This window comes from Pseudomonas sp. BB438 (genome assembly GCF_057180225.1).
Genome location: NZ_CM170001.1, coordinates 395,592 through 415,418, shown reverse-complemented (window position 1 = coordinate 415,418; position 19,827 = coordinate 395,592). Strand labels below are relative to the sequence as shown.

Here is a 19,827-nt window from a genome sequence, read left to right as displayed (position 1 = left end):
TAGCACTGCGAAATCTGACTGCAAGCGGGTGTAAAAGTTCCTTTACACCCGCTTAAGCCCTGCAAAATCAGGGGGTTTCAGCGCGGCGCCAGCTCGCGCAGGTGGCGCGCCACGGCCAGCCAGGCGCCGATCCAGCCGAGCAGCACGGCGCCCACGGTGAGCGACAGGCCGTCGTCGATGGGTACGCCCGCCAGTCCGAAATCACTGCCGTACAGCCCGGCCAGGTTGACCACGGAGCTGTTCAGCCAGTCCAGGCCGAAGGCCAGCAGGGCCCAGGACAGGATGCCCGCGCCCAGGCCGTACAGCGCACCCATATAGAGGAAGGGGCGACGCACGTAACCGTCCGTCCCGCCGACCAGCTTGATGACTTCGATTTCGTTACGGCGGTTTTCGATGTGCAGACGAATGGTGTTGCCGATCACCAGCAGCAGCGTCAGCACCAGCAGGATGGTCAGGCCGAAGACGAAGCGATCACCCAGCTTGAGGATCGCCGACAGCCGCTCGACCCAGACCAGGTCCAGCTGCGCCTGTTGTACACCTGGCAGCTCCGACAAGCGTTGACGCAAGGCATCCAGCTGGGCCTTGTCGATCTGCTTGGGTGTCACCGAGATCACCGCCGGCAGCGGGTTATCCGGCAGCTCCTTCAGCGCTTCGCCGAGGCCGGACTGCTCCTGCAACTCCTTGAGCGCCTCGTCGCGGCTGATCAGCTGCGCCTCGATCACATCGGGCATCTTCTCGATCTGCTCGCGCAGGTCCTGGCCCTGTGCCTCGTTGGCCTTCAGGTCGAGGAACAGAGAAATCTGTGCGGCGCGCTGCCAGGAGCCACCGAGGCGCTCGACGTTGTTCAGCAGCAGCGACAGGCCCATGGGCAGGCTCAGGGTGATGCCCATCACCAGGCAGGTGAAGAAGCTGCCGAAGGGGTGGCTGACCAGGCGGTGCAGGCTATCCATCAGGCTGGCGCGGTGGTTTTCCGCGTAGGCCGAAAGGGAGGCGCTGTGGTCCTGGTGCTCGTTGTCGTCCGGGCGCTCGCGCGTGTTGCGCGTCGGAGTGCCTTCTTCGTTGCCGCGAGGCAGGTCATTGGCACTCATCAGGCGTTCTCCTCGCGGTCGGCGATGATGCGGCCGCGCTGCAGCGTGATCATCCGGTGGCGCATGCGCGCGATCAGTGCCAGGTCGTGGCTGGCGATCAGCACGGTGGTGCCCAGGCGGTTGATGTCTTCGAACACGGACATGATTTCCGAAGCCAGGCGCGGGTCGAGGTTGCCGGTGGGTTCGTCGGCGAGCAGCAGGGCCGGACGGTGCACCACCGCGCGGGCGATGCCGACGCGCTGCTGCTGGCCGGTGGAGAGGTCGGACGGACGGTCCTCGGCCTTCTCCTTGAGGTTCACCCGGTCCAGTGCCGCCTCGACGCGGTAGGCGATGTCCGCCTTGGGCAGGCCGAGGATCTGCATGGGCAGCGCGACGTTGTCGAACACGCTGCGATCATCCAGCAACTGGTGGTTCTGGAACACCACGCCGATCTGCCGGCGCAGGAAGGGAATCTGCGCGGTGGAGATGCGCGAAACATCCTGCCCGCCGAGCAGCAGCTTGCCGGAAGTGGGCCGCTCCATCGCCAGGATCAGGCGCAGCAGGGTGCTCTTGCCGGCGCCGGAGTGGCCGGTGACGAACATGATCTCGCCGCGCGGCACGCGGAACGAAATCTCGTGCAGGCCGACATGGCCGTTGGGATAGCGTTTGCCAACCTGCTCGAAACGGATCATGCGATTTCCCGGGTCTCGAAGAGTGCACGGACGAAAGCGTCGGCTTCGAAGGTACGAAGATCGTCGATCCCTTCGCCAACGCCGATGTAGCGGATCGGCAGGCCGAACTGCTTGGCCAGGGCGAAGATCACCCCGCCCTTGGCGGTGCCGTCCAGCTTGGTCAGGGCCAGGCCGGTGAGTTCCACGGCGTTGTTGAACTGCTTGGCCTGGTTGATGGCGTTCTGCCCTGTGCCAGCATCCAGCACCAGCAGGACTTCGTGGGGAGCCGTCTCGTCCAGCTTGCCGATCACGCGGCGCACCTTCTTCAGCTCTTCCATCAGGTTGTCCTTGGTGTGCAGGCGACCGGCCGTGTCGGCGATCAGCACATCGACGCCACGGGCCTTGGCGGCCTGCACAGCGTCGAAGATCACCGAGGCGGAATCCGCGCCGGTGTGCTGGGCGATCACGGCGATGTTGTTGCGCTCACCCCAGACCTGCAGCTGCTCGACGGCGGCGGCACGGAAAGTGTCGCCGGCGGCCAGCATGACCTTCTTGCCATCCTGCTGCAGCTTCTTCGCCAACTTGCCGATGGTGGTGGTCTTGCCGACGCCGTTCACGCCGACCACGAGGATCACGTAGGGCTGCTTGTCGGGGGTGATGGCGAGCGGCTGCTCGACCGGACGCAGCAGGCTGGCCAGCTCGTCCTGCAGGGCCTTGTACAGCGCTTCGCTGTCGGCCAGTTCCTTGCGCGCGACGCGCTTGGTGAGGTTCTGCACGATAGTGGTGGTGGCCTCGACGCCGACGTCGGCGGTCAGCAGGCGGGTCTCGATCTCGTCGAGCAGGTCGTCGTCGATGGCCTTCTTGCCCAGGAACAGGCTGGCCATACCTTCGCCGAGGCTGGCGCTGGTCTTCGACAGCCCCTGTTTCAGGCGGGCAAAGAAGCCCAGCTTCGACGGCTCAGCGGCGGCAGGCCTGGCCTGCGGCTCGGGTTGTGGTTCCGGCTCAGCAATAGGTTCGGGCTCAGGCTGCGCGACCACGACGGGCGCGTCCGCGACCGGCTCAGGCTGCGCCGGAGCGACAATGGACGCGGGCTCGACCGGCTGAGCGATCGTGGGCGCCTCGACCGGCTGAACAGCGGGCTGCGACGCTTGGGCTACAGGTTGCTCAGGTTGAAGCGCGGGCTGCACCAACGGCTCGACCGGCACGCTGGCCGGCACGACGTCGATCACAGGCTCCGGCGTCGGCTCGGCGCGCGGGGCGACCGGCTCGGCCTGGGCAACCGGTGCTTGTTCCGGCGCAGGAACGGGCTCGACGGCAACCGGCTGTTCTACCGATTGCTCGACATCGGCGGCGGGCTGCTCCTCGGCCTGGGGCTTCTTGCGCCACCAGCCGAACAGACCCTTCTTCTCCCCGGCAGGCGGGGCCTTCTTGTCGTCGTTGGAACCAAACATGTAGGGATCGAATCTCTAGGGGGCGCCACACAGGCAGGTAACAAAGAGCCAGGCAGTAAAAAAGCCTCGAAACAGCTTTGAGAAGCCCTGAACGTGGCCGCCCGGAAAACGGATGGGTATCCTAGCATCTCCTCGCCCGCCGGGGTTAAGAGGCTGGCCGCCAGCCTGCATAGACCCCGCGGACAGCCCGAAAGGTTCAGTCCACGATGAAAACCCTTGCACGCCGTCACGCCGGCCTGCTGCTCGGTTCCCTGCTGCTGCCACTGATGGCGACCGCCGCGGAACCACAGCCCACCCACGAATACACCCTGGACAACGGCCTGAAGGTCGTCGTCCGCGAGGACCACCGCGCCCCGGTGGTGGTCTCCCAGCTCTGGTACAAGGTCGGCTCCAGCTACGAGACGCCCGGCCTCACCGGTCTCTCCCATGCCCTGGAACACATGATGTTCAAGGGCAGCCGCAAGCTCGGCCCCGGCCAGGCTTCGCTGGTGCTGCGCGACCTCGGCGCGGAGGAGAACGCCTTCACCACCGACGACTACACCGCCTATTACCAGGTGCTGGCCCGCGACCGCCTGCCGGTGGCGCTGGAGCTGGAAGCCGACCGCATGGCGCACCTCGCTCTGCCGGCCGACCAGTTCAAGAGCGAGATCGAGGTGATCAAGGAAGAGCGCCGCCTGCGCACCGAAGACAAGCCCAGCGCACTGGCCTTCGAGCGTTTCAAGGCCGCCGCTTACCCCGCCAGCGGTTACCGCACGCCGACCATCGGCTGGATGGCCGACCTGCAGCGCATGACCATCGACGACCTGCGCCACTGGTACCAGGCCTGGTACGCGCCGAACAACGCCACCCTCGTGGTAGTCGGCGACGTCACAGGCGACGAGGTGAAAGCCCTGGCGCAGAAGTACTTCGGCGAGATTCCCAAGCGCGACCTGCCCGCCGCGCGCAAACCGCTGGAGCTGGCCGAGCCTGGTGAGCGCCGCCTGAAACTGCACGTGCGCACCCAGCTGCCCAGCCTGATCATGGGCTTCAACGTGCCGACCCTGGGCAGCAGTGACGACGCCAAGTCGATCAACGCCCTGCGCCTGATCTCGGCGATCCTCGACGGCGGCTACAGTGCGCGTCTGTCCGCCCGCCTGGAGCGTGGCGAGGAAATCGTCGCCGGGGCCTCGGCCTCCTACGACGCCTTCTCCCGAGGCGACGGCCTGTTCTTCCTCTCCGCCACGCCCAACGTGCAGACCGGCAAGACCCTCGACCAGGTCGAGGCAGCGCTGTGGAAACAGCTGGAAGACCTCAAGCAGAACCCGCCGAGCCAGGAAGAACTGGAGCGCGTGCGCGCCCAGGTCATCGCCGGTCTGGTCTACGAGCGCGACTCCATCGCCGGGCAAGCCAGCACCATTGGCGAGCTGGAAAGCGTCGGCCTCGGCTGGCGCCTGGCGGACCAGGACCTGGAAGCCATCCAGGCCGTCACCGCCGACGACATCCAGCAAGCCGCCCGCACCTACTTCACCCGCTCCCGCCTGACCCTCGCCCAGGTCCTGCCGGAAGTCGCCACCGACAAGGAGCCGAGCCATGAGTGAACGCAATGGCCTGCGCTACGGCCTGGTCGGCCTGATCGTCATAGCACTGATCGCCGGACTGGTGCTGTTCGTTTCCCGCCCCGCCGCCGAAACCCAAGCGGTCGCGCCGGCATCCACCCAGCCAGCCGCCGCCGAGAACGCCGCGCCCACCGGCCTGCAATCGCTCGCCGAAGCCGCCGGCAAGGCGCCCAGCCACCGCACGCTGAACATCCAGCAATGGCAGACCGCCGAAGGCGCCCGCGTGCTCTTCGTCGAAGCCCATGAGCTGCCGATGTTCGACCTGCGCCTGACCTTCGCCGCCGGCAGCAGCCAGGACGGCGACAGCTACGGCCTGGCCATGCTGACCAACGCCATGCTCAATGAAGGCGTGCCCGGCAAGGACACCAGCGCCATCGCCGCTGGCTTCGACGACCTGGGCGCCAACTTCGGCAACGGCTCCTACCGCGACATGGCGGTGGCCAGCCTGCGCAGCCTGAGCGAGCCGACCAAGCGCGACGCCGCGCTGGCGCTGTTCGACCAGGTAATCGGCCAGCCGACCTTCCCCGAAGACGCCCTGGCGCGCATCAAGAACCAGGTCATGGCCGGCTTCGAGTACCAGAAGCAGAACCCCGGCAAGCTGGCTGGCCTCGAGCTGTTCAAGCGGCTCTATGGCGACCACCCCTACGCCCACTCCAGCGACGGCAACGAGCAGTCGGTGCCGAAGATCAGCGTCGCCCAGCTTCGCGCCTTCCACCAGAAGGCCTACGCCGCCGGCAACGTGGTTATCGCGCTGGTCGGCGACCTGACCCGCGAGCAGGCAGAAGCCATCGCCGGCAGCGTCTCCAAATCCCTGCCCAAGGGCCCCGCCCTGCCTGCGCCGGGCGAGCCGCAGATGCCCAAGGCCGGCGTCACCCACATCGAGTTCCCGTCCAAGCAGACCCAGCTGATGCTGGCGCAACTGGGCATCACCCGTAACGATCCGGACTACGCCGCGCTCTACCTGGGCAACCAGATCCTCGGCGGCGGCGGCTTCGGCACCCGTCTGATGGACCAGGTGCGCGAGAAGCGCGGCCTGACCTATGGCGTGTACTCCGGCTTCACCGGCATGCAGTCGCGCGGGCCATTCACCATCGGCCTGCAGACCCGCGCCGAAATGAGCGAAGGCACCCTCAAGCTGGTTCAGGACATCGTCCGCGACTACCTCGACAAGGGCCCGACGCAGAAAGAACTCGACGACGCCAAGCGCGAACTGGCCGGCAGCTTCCCGCTGTCCACCGCGAGCAACGCCGACATCGTCGGCCAACTGGGCGCCATCGGCTTCTACAACCTGCCGCTGGATTACCTCGAGACCTTCCTCAGCCAGGTCCAGGGCCTGAGCGTGGAACAGGTGAAGGAGGCCATGCGCCGACACCTCGACCCGGACGCGTTCGTCATCGTCACCGCCGGCCCCACCGTGCCGCAGCAACCGCTGCCGCCACCCACCGACAAACCCGCCGCACAACCTGCCGGCGTACCGGAGCACTGATGAGCAAACGACCCGGCAGCGCCCCGCGCGCTGCACCCAAGCCCCACGGCGGCCAGGGCCAGCTGCGCATCATCGGTGGCGAATGGCGCAGCCGCCGCTTCGCCTTCCCGGACGGCCCCGGCCTGCGCCCGACGCCCGACCGGGTCCGTGAGACCCTGTTCAACTGGCTCGCCGCGTACGTCCCGGGCGCCCGCGTGCTCGACCCGTTCGCCGGCAGCGGCGCGCTGTTCCTCGAAGCGCTGTCCCGTGGCGCCAGCTCGGGCCTCGCGCTGGATGCCAATGGCGAAGCGGTGGCCGCCCTGCGTGCCACCCTCGACACGCTCAAGTGCGGCAACGGCCAGTTGCTGATGACCGACTCGCTGCACTACCTCGATGCACCGGCCTCCCAGGCCTTCGACCTGGTCTTTCTCGACCCCCCCTTCCACCAGGACCTGCTGCAGAACGCCTGCCGCCTGCTGGAAGACCGCGGCTGGCTGGCCCAGGGCGCATGGATCTACACCGAAAGCGAAGCCGTGCCCTCCAACCTCGGCCTGCCGGGCAACTGGCGACTGCATCGGGAGAAGAAAGCGGGCTCTGTGCACTACGCGCTGTGGCAGAGAGAAGGCTGACGGATGGCGGACGGCATTCGCGAACAGTTGCTGGCGCTGGACGAGCGCTGTGCCGAGCAGCCCGCCAGCGATTGGGCCGGCGATATCGCCCTGCCTGCCGAGCTGGAACGCTACTACCGTGAGGTCGGTCCGTGCGACTGCACCCTGGATACCGCCGGCAACCCGTTCTTCATTCCCTCGCTGGCGAAACTGTGGAAGCAGCAGGCCGGCTATCGCTGGCACGGCCTGACCGGCGAGCGGCTGGCGGGATGGAGCGATGACTGGATCGTGGTGGCGGACCAGGGTGCCGATCCCCTCATCTTCGAATGCTCCAGCGGCCGTATCCTCTTCGATCAACACGGCGGCCCCTGGGACCCCGCGCCGATGTTCGATGATCTCTGGCAGATGACCGCCTGCCTCGCCACCTTCGCCCGGGTATGGCGTGGGGCTGGCGAAGATATCTTCGCCGAGGACTACAGCGTCAACCCGCTTTACCGCCGCGAACTGATCGGCGAACTGGCGCTGTTGCTCGGCGATGCCCGCCGCGCGGAAGACCTGGCCGACGAGTTCGGCTGGTAGCGAGCCTACTGGCTCGCCGGCTCCGCCGCGTCGACGGCCTCGGCTGCATCAACTGCGCTGGCCTCAACGGCCTCCGGTTCAGACGACGCGCTCTCCACACCGCGATTGGCGTGCCGGCGATCGGGCACGCCCGAGCAATCGGCGCTGCCGGACAGCTCGCCATCCAGCGCGGCGTGGGCCCAGTTTTCCAGGCGGGTGTACCAGGCCGCGTCCTCGGCAGTCTTCAGCCAGGCGATGGCTTCCGCGTCCTGCTGCTGTGCGGCCTTCTCCAGCCAGAGCCGCGCCTGCAGCTTGTTCATGCCCGCGCCGGTGCCATTCCAGTAGGCCTCGCCGACTTTGAACTGGGCACGGGCATTGCCTTGGCTCGCCGCCTTGCAGAACCACAGGAAGGCCTTTTCCCGGCTGGCGGCATAACGGTCCTGCAGTGCAGCCTCCTCCTCGGAGGTGGCGTCGTAGAGGCCCTGGGAGTCGTCCAGATAGAACCAGCCCAGGTTGGTCTCCGCGTCTTCGCTACCCGCCTCGGCCGCACGCTCGAACCAGCTGCCGGCCTTCACCCGGTCCTTGTCGACGCCTTCGCCACCCCAGTAGAGGACGCCCATTTCGTTCTGCGCGCCGGCATCGCCCTGCTCCGCAGCCTTGCGGAACCAGCGCGCCGCTTCGGTCTTGTCCTCGGGGCCGCCGTCACCGTCGCGATAGAGCATGGCCAACTGAATCTGCGCACGCGCCATTCCCGCGTCGGCAGCCTTGCCCCACCATTTGCGCGCGCCGGCGTAGTTCTGCTGCTGGTAGAGGTACGCGCCGAAATCGAACAGCGCCTGCGGCTCGCCTGTCTCGGCGGCCTGATGGAGGCGGGTGAACTCGGCGAACAGTTGCTCGCCGCGCTCGTCATCCTGCTCGGCGCCGGGCGGCACCTCGCTGAAGCCGGACGATGCGCCCTCGGCCGAGGCAGCGGTGGGCAGGGCAAGTGAAAGAGCGGACAGAAATACCCAGCGGCTGAACATTCGTGACAATCCTCATGTCGGTTGAAACGGTCGGCCGTCCCGGCTCGACCTTGTGGCAGTGGTTGCGGATATCAGATCGACTTGCCGACATCAACGGTGCTGGTGCGCACCAGCTCTACGCCGTCGACCACCATCTTCCACTGGCTGCCGTCCTGGTAGGGAGGCTTGGAGACCTTGAAGTGCGTGTCGAAGGGGCCGATTCCCACGGTAAAGCCATCGCTTTCGTAGCGCTTGATCGGCGCCTCGACCGAACGCGACGTACTGCCCGACACTCGCTTGTAGACGACGCGGCCATCCGCCGTCACCAGCAGGCTCATCTCCGGAGCCGTCCACAAGCCAACGTAGGAGCGGTGCTCCTGCGGCACTGGTTCGCCACACGCGGCCAGCCATACGACCAGGCTCAACGCCGCGACTTTCCTCCACATGCCATCCCCTCCTTTGCGTGGGTTTCCCTGGCCAAGGACGCACAAGGCATCCATTGCATGGCCGACTTGGCGTTACTATCACGGCTTGTCGGCCCCATTCGATTCGTGATGACTATACCCTCCTCGTTCAAACCCGCGTGGTGGCTTCCCAGCCCTCACCTGCAGACACTCTATGGCTCGCTCGTCCGCCAGTTGCCCAGCCTCGAGCGTATTCGCGAGCGTCTGTGGCTGGACGATGGCGACTTCATCGACCTCGACTGGCACGGCCCGCACGAGGCGGATGCGCCGCTGGTGCTGGCATTGCACGGTCTGACGGGCTCGTCGTCCTCGCACTACATCCTCGGCCTGCAGCAACAGCTGGCGGCGCAGGGCTGGGCCAGTGTCGCGCTGAACTGGCGCGGCTGTTCGGGCGAGTCGAACCTGCTGCCGCGCGGCTATCACTCGGGCGTCAGCGAGGACCTCGCGTCGGTGGTCGCTCACGTCCGCGCCAAGCGGCCGATGGCACCGCTCTACGCCGTGGGCTATTCGCTGGGCGGCAACGTATTGCTCAAGTACCTGGGCGAAGCCTCGGACAGCTGCCCGTTGAAGGGAGCGGTAGCGGTCTCGGTGCCCTTTCGCCTGGACCAGTGCGCCGACCGCATCGGCATCGGCTTCTCCAAGGTCTACCAGGCGCACTTCATGCGCGAACTGGTGGCCTATGTGCAGACCAAGCGGCAGGCCTTCGCCAGCGCCGGTCACGCGGAGAACCTCGCCGCCCTGGAACGCCTCGGTCCGCTGGACGGCATGCGCACCTTCTGGGACTTCGACGACCGGGTAACCGCGCCACTGCACGGTTTCGCCGACGTGCACGATTACTACCGGCGCGCCTCCAGCCGCTATTACCTGGGCGGGATCCGCGTACCGACGCTGATCATCCAGTCCAGCGACGACCCGTTCATCCACGCCCACAGCGTGCCGCAGCTGGACGAGCTGTCCGAATCGACGCAAATGGAGCTGCTGCCCCATGGCGGCCACGTCGGCTTCATCGGCGGCTCGCCCCGGCGCCCGGACTACTACCTGGAGCGCCGCATCCCGCAATGGCTGCGCGAACGGCGGGAAGCCTGACTGCGCTGGGTCAGCCCCCGGACGCGGGAATGAGGCAGACTGGAACTGCACCCGGAAGGAAACGCCAGGAAGGAGCGCCGCCATGCACGACACGCCGCTGACGATTCTGCACAACGAACCACTGAGCGATGCCCAGTGCGCGGGCATCGCCGCGCTATACCGCGCCGTGGGCTGGGGCTCGCCCGGTACCCAGGCGGAGCTGCGCGATCTCTACGAATTCTCCAGCTACTTCCTGCTGGCCCTGGACGGTGATCAGGTGCTCGGCCTGCTGCGCGCGGAAAGCGAAACGGCGCAGACCACCTGGCTGGCGGAAATCGCCGTGTTGCCGGGCTACCAGTCGCGCGGGATCGGCCTGGCGCTGATGGCGCGCTTCCTCGCCGATCACCCGAACCGCACGCTCTACACCGATGCCACCGAGGGCGTGGAAGCGTTCTTCCTGCGCCATGGCATCGCCTTGCGCCGGCCACGGGTGCCGGGGCCGCGCAAGATCGACGCCTGACAATGAATCAGTCTTCGAGCGGCACGTACAGCCGGTCGAACACCGCCGCCACCGCCCCGCGGAATGCCGGGGCGATGTGGCCGCTTTCCAGCGCCAGCACCTGGTAGATGCCGCGGCGCATCAGCGCTTCACTGAGGTCGCTGGCCACTTCGCGGGTGGTGCACAGGTAGCGCACCCAGGAGGTGAGGATGATCCAGGCGTTGAGAGTCAGGGCTTCGAGCTGGGGCTCGTCCATCTGCAGGATGCCGGCGTCGACAAAGCCGCGGTAGATCGCCTTGGCGTTGTCCATGGCGCGGCGGGCGAAGGCTCGGTAGCCGGCGGCCAGCTCCGGGTCGGAGTCCAGCAGGTGCTCCAGGTCGCGGTGCAGAAAGCGGTAGTGCCACATCGCGGCGAGCAGCGCCTCGAGGTAGAAGGTCTTGTCCTCCACCGTCAGCGCGCGGCCCTCGGGCAGGTGCAGGAACTGGTCGACGTGGCGTTCGTACTCGGCGAACAGCTGGGCGATGATCACCTGCTTGTTGCGGTAGTGGTAGTACAGGTTGCCCGGCGAGATACCCAGGTGCGCGGCGATGTGATTGGTGGTGACGCTGCGCTCGCCCTGGGCGTTGAACAGCTCCAGGCTGGCCTGGGCGATGCGGTCACGGGTGTTGATGCGTGGTGCCATTGCGAAAACTCGTCGAAGCGGACTGCGCGGACGCAAAGGTACACCGATTGCTACCACCTGACACAACTCCCCGGTTCGCCCAACTTTTCGTTGGCTGGGCCCGGCGGCGCGGAACCGGCATGCTGATTGACACTCTAGAGCAATTGCTCTAAAAAACCAGCGACAGTATAAAAACGCGAAGCATCCGGGAATCATGTGCGAATCATCGGAGAGCTTCCCCACCTGCTTCCGCCCAGGAGCCCGTCATGGTTGCCGATATCGCCTACCTGCAGCAGACCCAGCAGCAGATCAGCCAGCTGGAAACCCTTCTCGAACGCCAGCGCCAGGCGTACCGCGCCAACCCGATGCCCGACGCCGGCCAGCGCATCCAGTGGCTGAAAAGCCTCGCCAACCTGCTGGTGACCGAGCAGAAGGCGATCATCGAGGCGATCAACACTGACTTCAGCAACCGCTCCGCCGACGAGACCCTGCTTGCCGAGGTGATGCCCAGCCTGCACGGCGTGCATTACGCGGCCAAGCGCGTGAAGAAGTGGATGAAGCCTTCACGGCGCAGCGTCGGCATGCAGTTCATGCCGGCCTCGGCCAAGGTCATCTACCAGCCGCTGGGCGTGGTCGGCGTGATCGTGCCGTGGAACTACCCGCTGTTCCTCGCCATAGGCCCCCTGACCGGGGCGCTTGCCGCCGGCAACCGGGTGATGATCAAGATGAGCGAGTCCACCCCGGAATCCGCCCGCGTGCTGAAAACGCTGCTGGGCAAGGTGTTCCCCGAGGACCTGGTTGCCGTGGTGCAAGGTGAAGTGGATGTCGGCGTGGCCTTCTCCAAGTTGCCCTTCGACCACCTGCTGTTCACCGGCGCGACCAGCGTCGGCAAGCACGTGATGCGCGCCGCCGCCGAGAACCTCACCCCGGTCACCCTGGAACTGGGCGGCAAGTCGCCGGCCATCGTTTCCGCCAGTGTGCCAATGAAGGACGCCGCCGAGCGCATCGCCTTCGGCAAGTCGCTCAATGCCGGCCAGACCTGCGTGGCGCCGGACTACGTGCTGGTGCCGCAGCACCGCGTCGACGAATTCGTCGAAAGCTACCGCCAGGTGGTGCAGGGCTTCTTCCCGAAGCTGGAAAACAACCCCGACTACACCGCGATCATCAACGAGCGGCAGCTGTCGCGCCTGAACGGCTATCTCGCCGACGCCAAGGCCCGCGGCGCCACCGTCGTGCCGCTGTTCCCGCAGGCCCAGGGCCGCCGCTTGCCGCAGGCGCTGGTGCTGAACGTGACCGACGAGATGAAGATCATGCAGGAAGAGATCTTCGGCCCGCTGCTGCCGGTAATCCCCTACCAGAACCTCGATCAGGCGCTCAGCTACATCAACGAGCGCGACCGCCCCCTGGCGCTGTACTTCTTCGGCTACGACAAGCGCGAGCAGGACCATGTACTGGCCCAGACCCATTCGGGCGGCGTCTGCCTGAACGACACCCTGCTGCACGTCGCTCAGGACGACATGCCCTTCGGCGGTGTCGGTCCGTCCGGCATGGGCCACTACCACGGCCACGAAGGCTTCCTGACCTTCTCCAAGGCCAAGGGCGTGTTCAGCAAGCCGCGCTTCAACGCCGCGCGGGTGATCTACCCGCCCTACGGCAAGTCGCTGCAGAAGCTGGTCTACAAGCTGTTCATCCGCTGACCGCCGACATCCACCACAGGTGCCCTCTACACAGGTGACAGAACAAGAATGACAGACACCTCCCTGAGCGCGCCGGGACTCTCCCGGCGCGGCGTGCTCAAGATCGGCCTGCTGGGCGGGGCCTTCCTCGCCACGGCAGGCGTCACTGCCAGCCTGAGCGGCTGTTCGGCCAGTACCCCGGCCAACGGTTTCGCCGTGCTGCGCGACTCCGACCTGCCCTTCCTGCGTGCGCTGATCCCGGTGATGCTGGCCGGCGCGGTGCCTGCCGAGCGCATGGCCGAGGCGGTCAAGGGCACCCTCTCAAGCCTGGACAACACCCTCAATCATCTCTCCCCGGAAATGCTCAAGCTCACCGTGCAGCTGTTCGACGTGCTCGCCCTGCCGATCACCCGCGGGCCGCTCACCGGTATCTGGGGCAGCTGGGACAACGCCAGCACGGACGACGTGAAGAACTTCCTGCACCGCTGGCAGAACAGCGTCATCTCCCTGCTGAAGATGGGCCACAGCTCGCTGCTGCAACTGGTGATGATGGCCTGGTACGGCCGCACGGAATCCTGGGGCCATTGCGGCTACCCCGGTCCGCCGAAGATCTGATACCGCCAGAACAACAAGAATTCGCCTGAGAGATTCCCGATGCCCGTACCCGATCTGTTCGCCGAGGGCCTAGCCCGCGGCTGGAAAGTCCACAACGGCTCGCGCCTGGACAAGGACCTGACCCTGGAGGCCGATGTCGTGATCGTCGGCTCCGGCGCCGGCGGTGGCACCACTGCCGAAGCCTTGAGCGCCGCCGGCTACAAAGTGCTGCTGGTGGAAGAAGGCCCGCTCAAGACCAGCACCGACTTCAAGATGCAGGAATCCGACGCCTATCCCAGCCTGTACCAGGAAGGCATCGGCCGGATGAGCAAGGATGGCGCCATCACCATCCTCCAGGGCCGCGCCGTGGGCGGCACCACCCTGGTCAACTGGACGTCCAGCTTCCGCACCCCCGAGCCGACCCTGGAGCACTGGGCCAAGGAACACGGCGTGAAGGGCCACAGCGTCGCCGAGATGGCGCCCTGGTTCGAGAAGATGGAGCAACGCCTGGGCGTCGCGCCCTGGGCGATGCCACCCAACGCCAACAACGACGTGATCCGCAACGGCTGCGAGAAGCTCGGCCTGCACTGGAAGGTCATCCCGCGCAACGTCCGTGGCTGCTGGAACATCGGCTACTGCGGAATGGGCTGCCCGACCAACGCCAAGCAATCGATGCTGGTGACCACCATCCCGGCGACCCTGGAAAAGGGCGGCGAGCTGCTGTTCCTCGCCCGCGCCGACCGCCTGCTGCACGACGGCACCAAGGTCAGCGGCCTGGAATGCTCGGCCATGGACGAGCGCTGCGTCGCTCCCACAGGTCGCAAGGTCACCATCAAGGCGCGTCACTACGTGCTCTCCGGCGGCGGCATCAACACCCCGGCGATCCTCCTGCGCTCCAAGGCGCCGGACCCGAACGGCCGCGTCGGCCAACGCACCTTCCTGCACACGGTGAACTTCAGCGCCGCCCTGTTCGACGAGGTCATCAACCCCTTTTACGGCGCGCCGCAGTCGATCTATTCCGACCATTTCCAGTGGGACGATGGCGCTACCGGGCGCATGTCCTACAAGCTTGAAGTCCCGCCGCTGCAACCGGCACTCAGCGCCACCCTGCTCGGCCGCTTCGGCGAGGACAACGCGCTGCGCATGGAGCAGTTGCCGCACACCAACGTGATCCTCGCGCTGATGCGCGACGGCTTCCACCCGGACAGCGCCTCCGGCTCGGTCAGCCTGCGTGGCGACGATACCCCGGTGCTCGACTACCAGATGACCGACTACACCTGGGACGGCATCCGCCGCGCCTTCCACACCATGGCCGACATCCAGTTCGCCGCGGGCGCCAAGGCCGTGCTGCCGCTGCATGCCGATGCCGACTACGTGAAAAGCGCCAAGGAAGCGCACGCGCTGATCGACGGCCTGAGCCTGGAGCTCTACCGCACCCGCCTGGGCAGCGCTCACGTGATGGGCGGCTGCGCCATGGGCGAGGACCCGAGGCAATCGGTGTGCGACAGCCTCGGTCGCCACCACCAGCTTGAGAACCTGTCGATCCACGACGGCTCGCTGTTCCCCACCAGCATCGGCGCCAACCCGCAGCTCTCGGTCTACGGCCTCACCGCGCAACTCGCCGACGCCCTGACCAAGCGCCTGGGCAAGGCCTGATTCGCCGCCGCATCAGGCAATACCGCACGCGCAGGCTCTGGCACGGGGCCTGCGCGTGACTCACCGGTCTCTCGTCGGCTCTCTCAGGTAGTCCGTTCACAGAAGCACTACCAAGGTCGCTTGGCCCCACGGACATGCTGCGTTACCATCCGCCCGCTATTGCACCAGCCTGCCAACAAGAGCCGACCAGGACGCCGCGATGAATCGAGTGTTGTACCCGGGTACCTTCGACCCCATCACCAAAGGCCATGCCGATCTGGTCGAACGCGCCTCGCGACTGTTCGACCAGGTGATCATTGCCGTCGCCGCCAGCCCCAAGAAGAATCCCCTGTTCCCGCTGGAGCAGCGCGTAGAACTGGCCCGCCAGGTCACTTCGCACCTGCCCAACGTGGAAGTCGTCGGCTTCTCGACGCTGCTCGCCCACTTCGCCAAGGAACAGAACGCCAACATCCTGCTGCGCGGCCTGCGCGCGGTGTCGGACTTCGAGTACGAGTTCCAGCTGGCCAACATGAACCGCCAGCTCGCCCCCGACCTGGAAAGCATGTTCCTCACGCCGTCGGAGAAGTACTCCTTCATCTCCTCCACCCTGGTGCGCGAGATCGCGGCGCTGGGTGGCGACATCACCAAGTTCGTGCATCCCGCGGTGGCCAGCGCCCTGGCCGAGCGCTTCAAGCGCTGATCGCCGAGCCGCCAGGGAAGGCGGTTTCCGTCCACTGACTCCCCGTCTGCGTGCACTCAGCGCGCCGATACGGCACAATTTCACCCTTGTTGCTACCGATCGCCACGGCTGCCGCCTTGGTTGGAGTTGTTCGATGTCCCTGAAAATCACTGACGATTGCATCAACTGCGACGTCTGCGAACCCGAGTGCCCCAACGCCGCGATCTCCCAGGGCGAGGAGATCTACGTCATCGACCCGAACCTGTGCACCGAGTGCGTCGGTCACTATGACGAACCGCAGTGCCAGCAGGTCTGCCCGGTCGACTGCATCCCCCTCGACGAAAACAACGTCGAGAGCAAGGATCAGTTGATGGAAAAGTACAAGAAGCTCACCGGCAAAGCCTGACTTCGCGCGTTTCGACACGTTTTCATTGAGTTCTCACAAACCCGCGGCGTTGTGGATTGTCTATCCTCCACCTTCGCCCTATTCGGTTTTCCAGCCGGCCCTGCCGGCGGTTCGTGAGATGCCATGTCCCTGTTGAATTCCCGCTCCCGCGCCTCCTTGCTCGGCTTCTGCAGCCTGCTGCTGCTCAGCGCTGCCCTGCATGCCGCGGAACATCCGGCCCAGGCCAGCGTCGCCACGGCACACCCGTCGGCGACCGTCGCCGGCCTGGAAACCCTCGCCGACGGCGGTAACGCCTTTGACGCCGCCGTGGCCATCAGCGCCGCGCTGGCGGTCGTCGAGCCCTATGGCTCAGGCCTGGGCGGCGGCGGCTTCTTCCTGCTGCGCAAGGCCGGCAACCCGCCGACCTACCACTTCATCGACGCCCGCGAGCGCGCCCCGCTGGCTGCCCACGCACGGATGTACGAGCGCAACGGCAAGGTCGATCCGCAACTGTCGCTCAACGGCCCGCTGGCCGCCGGCATCCCCGGCCTGCCCGCCGCCCTGGCGGACATCACCAGCCGCTACGGCCGAAAGACCCTGGCGAACAACCTCGTGCCGGCGATCCGCCTGGCCACCGATGGCGTGTCCATCGACCGCGTCTACATCGACCGGGCGTCCTGGCGCCTCGACGCCATGCGCAAGGACCGCGAGACCGCGCGCATCTTCCTCGACCAGGGCAACCTGCCCGAGGAATACAGCCTGATGCGCCAGCCGCAACTGGCCAACACCCTGGAGAAGCTCGCACGTTATGGCCGCATCGGCTTCTACGAAGGCGAGACCGCCGAGAAGCTGGTCGACGGCGTCCGCGCCGCTGGCGGCGTCTGGAGCCTGGAAGACCTCGCCAGCTACCGCACCGTGGAGCGCCAGGCGCTGCGCTATCCGCTGGCCGACGGCCGCGAACTGATCAGCGCGCCGCCACCCTCCGCCGGCGGCGTGGCGCTGGCGCAGAGCCTGGGCATGCTGCAGCAGTTGCCCTGGCAGAAAGCCGAGCCGGTGCAGCGCGTGCATTACGTGGTGGAAGCCCTGCGCCGCGCCTACCGAGACCGCGGCCTGCTGGGCGACCCGGACCGCGTCGCCAATCCGGTCAACCAGTTGCTCGCGCCGGACTACCTGAAGCGCCTGGCCGCCGGCATCGACCCGCAGCGCGCCACGCCGAGTTCTTCCCTGCCACCGGCGCCGGCTTGGCGCGAGGGCGACCACACCACGCATTTCGTGGTGATGGATGCCGACGGCAACGCGGTGGCCGCCACCCTGTCGGTCAACCTGCCCTTCGGCGCAGCCTTCACCGTGCCGGGCACCGGCGTGCTGCTCAATGACGAGATGGACGACTTCGCCACCGACGTCAGCGGCGCCAATGCCTACCAATTGACCGGCAGCCAGGCCAACGCCGTCGCCGCCGGCAAGCGCCCGCTGTCGAGCATGAGCCCGAGCTTCATCGAAAGCCCCACGGAGCTGGCCGCCTTCGGCACACCGGGCGGCAGCCGGATTCCCAGCATGGTGCTGCTGGCAATGCTCGATTACCTGGATGGCAAGCCGGTGCAACGCTGGGTGTCCTCGCCGCGCTATCACCACCAGTTCCTGCCCGATGTGATCGAGCACGAGCCGCGTGCCTTCACCGCCGCCGACATGGCCGACCTGCAGCGTCGCGGCTACACGCTCAAGGATATCGGCCGGGCCTACGGCAACCAGCAGGTGCTGCTGTGGAACAAGAAGTCCGGCGAAGTGCAGTCCGCCAGCGACCCACGCGGCATCGGCCTGGCGACTGAACTGGCGGCGCCGCTGAAGTGATCAGGGCAGGATGAGCGGCGAGGCGTCCTCGACGTGCTGCTCGAACAATCCGTGCTCGGTGCCCAGTTGCAGCACATTGCGCAGGCTCTGGATGATGCGACTGACGTAGCCCAGGTCGTTCATCAGCGAACTCATCTGCAGGCCGTCCAGTTCCTGCAGGCGGACGGCCGCGAACAGGCGCTGGCGGAATGCCGCATCGAATTCCGCCGCACTCTCGTCGAGCAACTGCAGGCGCGCCACCAGCGCCTCTTCCGGCAAGTCGCCCCCCAGCAGCGATCCCAGCGCGCGCACTTCCCGCAGCATGGCGATGAGATGCCGGCGCAGCTCGACATAGGTGTCGCGTAGTGTCGAAGGCTCGCCCTGCAGCACCTGGCCGAGGTTCTTCTGCAGGTGCTTGGCATCCTTCACCGCGTCCACCAGTTGCAGCGCCACCACCTGGCAGGAAAGCCAGAAGCGCTGGTGCTCCTCGTCCAGCGGCACTTCCAGGCGGCTCATGAAGCTCAGCAGGTCGCCGTAGACGCCCTTGATGTGGCGCTGGTACAGCACTTCCGCGGCGAGCGCGTGACGATCCGGTGCGGCGCGCAGTTCGCTCTCATCGACACGCGGCTGGGTGAGCATGTCCACCGGCAGGTACAGCGCGTGGCAGATCACCTCGATGCTCAGCCGCCCCAGGTGCCGGAGCTCCTGCAGCACCGCGCTGGCGGCCGCGTCGGCGGAATCCAGCGCGCGTTCGTTGAGGTAGCGCGCATGGGTGCGCTCGATGGTCGGCAGCGCCGGTGCCATGTCGGTGATCAGCACCGCCGGTTCTTCCACCTCCGGCAGCCAGCGCACCAGCGCCGTGGCCAGCGCGCCTTGGACGGGCCAGAACAATGCCACGCCCATGCCGTTGAACAGGGTGTGGAACAGCGCCAGCTGGATCATCGGGTTGTCCGCCAGCCCCAGCGGCGTCACCAGCCAGTGCACCAGCCAGGTCAGCGGCGAGAGCAGCAGGAACGCCAGGATGCCGGTCACTACGTTGAACAGCACGTGCGCCAGCGCCAGTCGCTGCCCGCTGCGGTTGCCGCCCAGGGAGCCGACGAAGGCGGTGGTCACGCTGCTGCCGACGTTGGAGCCGATGGCGATCGCCAGGCTCTGGCCCAGCTCCAGCTGGCCGCCGGCCAGGGCGGCGAGGGTCAGCATCAGCGTGGCGTGGCTGGACTGCAGCACCACGGTGATGAGGATGCCGAAGGTGACGAACAGCAGCGCACCCAGCATGCCCTCCGAGCGCAGCTCGCTCATGTCCATGGCGTCGCCGAAGCTCTGGAAGCCGTCCTTGATCTGGTCGATACCGAGGAAGATGAAAGCGATGCCCAGCAGGATGCGCCCGGCGGCCTTGCTCTTGGCGCCGTTGAAGCCCATCAGTACACCGAACACCAGCAGCGGCAATGCCAGGGGGCTCAGGCTGAGGTTCTGTCCGGCCAGCGCCAGCAGCCAGATCCCGCTGGTGGCGCCGAGGTTGGCGCCGAAGAGGATCGCGATACCGCCCGCCAACTGGATCAGCCCGGTACTGATGAAGGCGATGGTGAGCAGCGAAACCAGGGTCGAGGACTGCAGCAGGAAGGTGCCGAAGAGGCCGAACAGCAGGCTCTTGCCCCGGGTCGCGGTGCTCTTCTCCAGCCAGCGCTCGAGCTGGCTGCCGGCGAGGTCGCGCAGGCCCTCTTCCAGGCACTGCATGCCGAACAGGAACAGCGCCAGGCCCGCTCCCAACTGCAGCAGACCGGCGCTGGACCAGAAGGTGTAGCCCAGGATGACGGCGGCCAGCAGCAGAAGCAGCGGACGCAGGTGCTTCTTCAAGCCGCTCGGTTTCATGGGCTACCTACAGGAGTTGCCCGGCGAGCCGAGCTGGCGAGGCGGCGGCGCCGCCCC

At 66.8% G+C, this 19,827-nt stretch carries 19 protein-coding genes; 12 read left to right on the top strand and 7 right to left on the bottom strand.

What is annotated here, in order from left to right; translation table 11 throughout:
* Positions 1–77: 77 nt before the first annotated feature.
* Genes ftsX through ftsY form a run of 3 tightly spaced genes read right to left on the bottom strand, consistent with a single transcriptional unit; the run spans position 78 to position 3,189 of the window.
* Positions 78–1,088, bottom strand: coding sequence for a permease-like cell division protein FtsX (ftsX, locus tag AC1ZV1_RS01995; protein WP_484295311.1), 1,011 nt, complete (start codon positions 1,086–1,088; stop codon positions 78–80).
* On the bottom strand, positions 1,088–1,759 hold the full coding sequence (ftsE, locus tag AC1ZV1_RS01990; protein WP_138519714.1) for a cell division ATP-binding protein FtsE: 672 nt from the start codon (positions 1,757–1,759) through the stop codon (positions 1,088–1,090). The genes ftsX and ftsE overlap by 1 nt, the downstream gene beginning before the upstream one ends.
* Positions 1,756–3,189 carry a signal recognition particle-docking protein FtsY gene (gene ftsY / locus AC1ZV1_RS01985; RefSeq protein ID WP_484295310.1) on the bottom strand — a complete coding sequence of 478 codons (1,434 nt, stop codon included), beginning with the start codon at positions 3,187–3,189 and terminating at the stop codon, positions 1,756–1,758. Before ftsY ends, ftsE begins: the two co-directional genes overlap by 4 nt.
* Positions 3,190–3,395: 206 nt before the next feature.
* On the opposite strand from ftsY, the gene AC1ZV1_RS01980 reads away from it, so the two are divergent.
* The 4 genes from AC1ZV1_RS01980 to AC1ZV1_RS01965 are packed head-to-tail and all read left to right on the top strand — an operon-like array spanning position 3,396 to position 7,436.
* Positions 3,396–4,766 carry a M16 family metallopeptidase gene (locus tag AC1ZV1_RS01980; protein ID WP_484295309.1) on the top strand — a complete coding sequence of 457 codons (1,371 nt, stop codon included), beginning with the start codon at positions 3,396–3,398 and terminating at the stop codon, positions 4,764–4,766.
* Positions 4,759–6,270, top strand: coding sequence for a M16 family metallopeptidase (locus AC1ZV1_RS01975; protein ID WP_484295308.1), 1,512 nt, complete (start codon positions 4,759–4,761; stop codon positions 6,268–6,270). The genes AC1ZV1_RS01980 and AC1ZV1_RS01975 overlap by 8 nt, the downstream gene beginning before the upstream one ends.
* Positions 6,270–6,878 carry a 16S rRNA (guanine(966)-N(2))-methyltransferase RsmD gene (gene rsmD / locus AC1ZV1_RS01970; protein WP_484295307.1) on the top strand — a complete coding sequence of 203 codons (609 nt, stop codon included), beginning with the start codon at positions 6,270–6,272 and terminating at the stop codon, positions 6,876–6,878. Before AC1ZV1_RS01975 ends, rsmD begins: the two co-directional genes overlap by 1 nt.
* Positions 6,879–6,881: 3 nt before the next feature.
* Positions 6,882–7,436: a hypothetical protein gene (locus AC1ZV1_RS01965; RefSeq protein ID WP_484295306.1), complete on the top strand. Its 555-nt coding sequence runs from the start codon at positions 6,882–6,884 to the stop codon at positions 7,434–7,436.
* A 5-nt stretch (positions 7,437–7,441) separates the two neighbouring features.
* On the opposite strand, the gene AC1ZV1_RS01960 is transcribed toward AC1ZV1_RS01965, so the two are convergent.
* Together AC1ZV1_RS01960 and AC1ZV1_RS01955 are read right to left on the bottom strand one after the other, a co-directional pair.
* Entirely contained in the window at positions 7,442–8,437 is a 996-nt protein-coding gene (locus AC1ZV1_RS01960) for a tetratricopeptide repeat protein (RefSeq protein ID WP_484295305.1), read from the bottom strand.
* A 71-nt stretch (positions 8,438–8,508) separates the two neighbouring features.
* Positions 8,509–8,862 carry a hypothetical protein gene (locus AC1ZV1_RS01955; protein WP_484295304.1) on the bottom strand — a complete coding sequence of 118 codons (354 nt, stop codon included), beginning with the start codon at positions 8,860–8,862 and terminating at the stop codon, positions 8,509–8,511.
* A 108-nt stretch (positions 8,863–8,970) separates the two neighbouring features.
* Between AC1ZV1_RS01955 and AC1ZV1_RS01950 the strand changes: the two genes are divergently transcribed.
* Complete coding sequence (locus tag AC1ZV1_RS01950; RefSeq protein ID WP_484295303.1) at positions 8,971–9,966, top strand: hydrolase; 996 nt, start codon at positions 8,971–8,973, stop codon at positions 9,964–9,966.
* A gap of 82 nt (positions 9,967–10,048) precedes the next feature.
* On the top strand, positions 10,049–10,465 hold the full coding sequence (locus AC1ZV1_RS01945; RefSeq protein ID WP_484295302.1) for a GNAT family N-acetyltransferase: 417 nt from the start codon (positions 10,049–10,051) through the stop codon (positions 10,463–10,465).
* A 7-nt stretch (positions 10,466–10,472) separates the two neighbouring features.
* On the opposite strand, the gene AC1ZV1_RS01940 is transcribed toward AC1ZV1_RS01945, so the two are convergent.
* Positions 10,473–11,126 (bottom strand): TetR/AcrR family transcriptional regulator, encoded by a 654-nt coding sequence (locus tag AC1ZV1_RS01940; RefSeq protein ID WP_484295301.1) that lies wholly within the window; start codon positions 11,124–11,126, stop codon positions 10,473–10,475.
* Between the two features lie 245 nt (positions 11,127–11,371).
* On the opposite strand from AC1ZV1_RS01940, the gene AC1ZV1_RS01935 reads away from it, so the two are divergent.
* The 6 genes from AC1ZV1_RS01935 (at position 11,372) to ggt (ending at position 17,922) form a co-directional block, all read left to right on the top strand.
* The gene (locus tag AC1ZV1_RS01935; protein ID WP_484295300.1) at positions 11,372–12,802 is read left to right on the top strand and encodes a coniferyl aldehyde dehydrogenase; all 1,431 of its coding nucleotides are present in this window, start codon (positions 11,372–11,374) and stop codon (positions 12,800–12,802) included.
* Positions 12,803–12,850: 48 nt separating this feature from the next.
* Positions 12,851–13,396 carry a twin-arginine translocation pathway signal protein gene (locus AC1ZV1_RS01930; protein WP_484295299.1) on the top strand — a complete coding sequence of 182 codons (546 nt, stop codon included), beginning with the start codon at positions 12,851–12,853 and terminating at the stop codon, positions 13,394–13,396.
* 39 nt (positions 13,397–13,435) lie between these two features.
* The gene (locus tag AC1ZV1_RS01925) at positions 13,436–15,031 is read left to right on the top strand and encodes a GMC family oxidoreductase (protein ID WP_484295298.1); all 1,596 of its coding nucleotides are present in this window, start codon (positions 13,436–13,438) and stop codon (positions 15,029–15,031) included.
* 199 nt (positions 15,032–15,230) lie between these two features.
* Positions 15,231–15,710, top strand: a complete 480-nt coding sequence (gene coaD, locus AC1ZV1_RS01920; protein ID WP_024767001.1) for a pantetheine-phosphate adenylyltransferase — start codon at positions 15,231–15,233, stop codon at positions 15,708–15,710.
* A gap of 133 nt (positions 15,711–15,843) precedes the next feature.
* Complete coding sequence (locus tag AC1ZV1_RS01915; RefSeq protein WP_484295297.1) at positions 15,844–16,095, top strand: YfhL family 4Fe-4S dicluster ferredoxin; 252 nt, start codon at positions 15,844–15,846, stop codon at positions 16,093–16,095.
* A gap of 123 nt (positions 16,096–16,218) precedes the next feature.
* On the top strand, positions 16,219–17,922 hold the full coding sequence (gene ggt, locus AC1ZV1_RS01910; protein WP_484295296.1) for a gamma-glutamyltransferase: 1,704 nt from the start codon (positions 16,219–16,221) through the stop codon (positions 17,920–17,922).
* Here the strand turns inward: ggt and AC1ZV1_RS01905 are convergent, their stop codons facing one another.
* Complete coding sequence (locus tag AC1ZV1_RS01905; RefSeq protein ID WP_484295295.1) at positions 17,923–19,770, bottom strand: Na/Pi cotransporter family protein; 1,848 nt, start codon at positions 19,768–19,770, stop codon at positions 17,923–17,925.
* Positions 19,771–19,827: the final 57 nt, after the last annotated feature.

What these genes read in the sequence shown, in the direction of transcription:
- ftsX (WP_484295311.1), bottom strand. Translation starts at nt 1,088, where the DNA reads ATGAGTGCCAATGACCTGCCTCGCGGCAACGAAGAAGGCACTCCGACG.
- ftsE (WP_138519714.1), bottom strand. Translation starts at nt 1,759, where the DNA reads ATGATCCGTTTCGAGCAGGTTGGCAAACGCTATCCCAACGGCCATGTC.
- ftsY (WP_484295310.1), bottom strand. Translation starts at nt 3,189, where the DNA reads ATGTTTGGTTCCAACGACGACAAGAAGGCCCCGCCTGCCGGGGAGAAG.
- AC1ZV1_RS01980 (WP_484295309.1), top strand. Translation starts at nt 3,396, where the DNA reads ATGAAAACCCTTGCACGCCGTCACGCCGGCCTGCTGCTCGGTTCCCTG.
- AC1ZV1_RS01975 (WP_484295308.1), top strand. Translation starts at nt 4,759, where the DNA reads ATGAGTGAACGCAATGGCCTGCGCTACGGCCTGGTCGGCCTGATCGTC.
- rsmD (WP_484295307.1), top strand. Translation starts at nt 6,270, where the DNA reads ATGAGCAAACGACCCGGCAGCGCCCCGCGCGCTGCACCCAAGCCCCAC.
- AC1ZV1_RS01965 (WP_484295306.1), top strand. Translation starts at nt 6,882, where the DNA reads ATGGCGGACGGCATTCGCGAACAGTTGCTGGCGCTGGACGAGCGCTGT.
- AC1ZV1_RS01960 (WP_484295305.1), bottom strand. Translation starts at nt 8,437, where the DNA reads ATGTTCAGCCGCTGGGTATTTCTGTCCGCTCTTTCACTTGCCCTGCCC.
- AC1ZV1_RS01955 (WP_484295304.1), bottom strand. Translation starts at nt 8,862, where the DNA reads ATGTGGAGGAAAGTCGCGGCGTTGAGCCTGGTCGTATGGCTGGCCGCG.
- AC1ZV1_RS01950 (WP_484295303.1), top strand. Translation starts at nt 8,971, where the DNA reads ATGACTATACCCTCCTCGTTCAAACCCGCGTGGTGGCTTCCCAGCCCT.
- AC1ZV1_RS01945 (WP_484295302.1), top strand. Translation starts at nt 10,049, where the DNA reads ATGCACGACACGCCGCTGACGATTCTGCACAACGAACCACTGAGCGAT.
- AC1ZV1_RS01940 (WP_484295301.1), bottom strand. Translation starts at nt 11,126, where the DNA reads ATGGCACCACGCATCAACACCCGTGACCGCATCGCCCAGGCCAGCCTG.
- AC1ZV1_RS01935 (WP_484295300.1), top strand. Translation starts at nt 11,372, where the DNA reads ATGGTTGCCGATATCGCCTACCTGCAGCAGACCCAGCAGCAGATCAGC.
- AC1ZV1_RS01930 (WP_484295299.1), top strand. Translation starts at nt 12,851, where the DNA reads ATGACAGACACCTCCCTGAGCGCGCCGGGACTCTCCCGGCGCGGCGTG.
- AC1ZV1_RS01925 (WP_484295298.1), top strand. Translation starts at nt 13,436, where the DNA reads ATGCCCGTACCCGATCTGTTCGCCGAGGGCCTAGCCCGCGGCTGGAAA.
- coaD (WP_024767001.1), top strand. Translation starts at nt 15,231, where the DNA reads ATGAATCGAGTGTTGTACCCGGGTACCTTCGACCCCATCACCAAAGGC.
- AC1ZV1_RS01915 (WP_484295297.1), top strand. Translation starts at nt 15,844, where the DNA reads ATGTCCCTGAAAATCACTGACGATTGCATCAACTGCGACGTCTGCGAA.
- ggt (WP_484295296.1), top strand. Translation starts at nt 16,219, where the DNA reads ATGTCCCTGTTGAATTCCCGCTCCCGCGCCTCCTTGCTCGGCTTCTGC.
- AC1ZV1_RS01905 (WP_484295295.1), bottom strand. Translation starts at nt 19,770, where the DNA reads ATGAAACCGAGCGGCTTGAAGAAGCACCTGCGTCCGCTGCTTCTGCTG.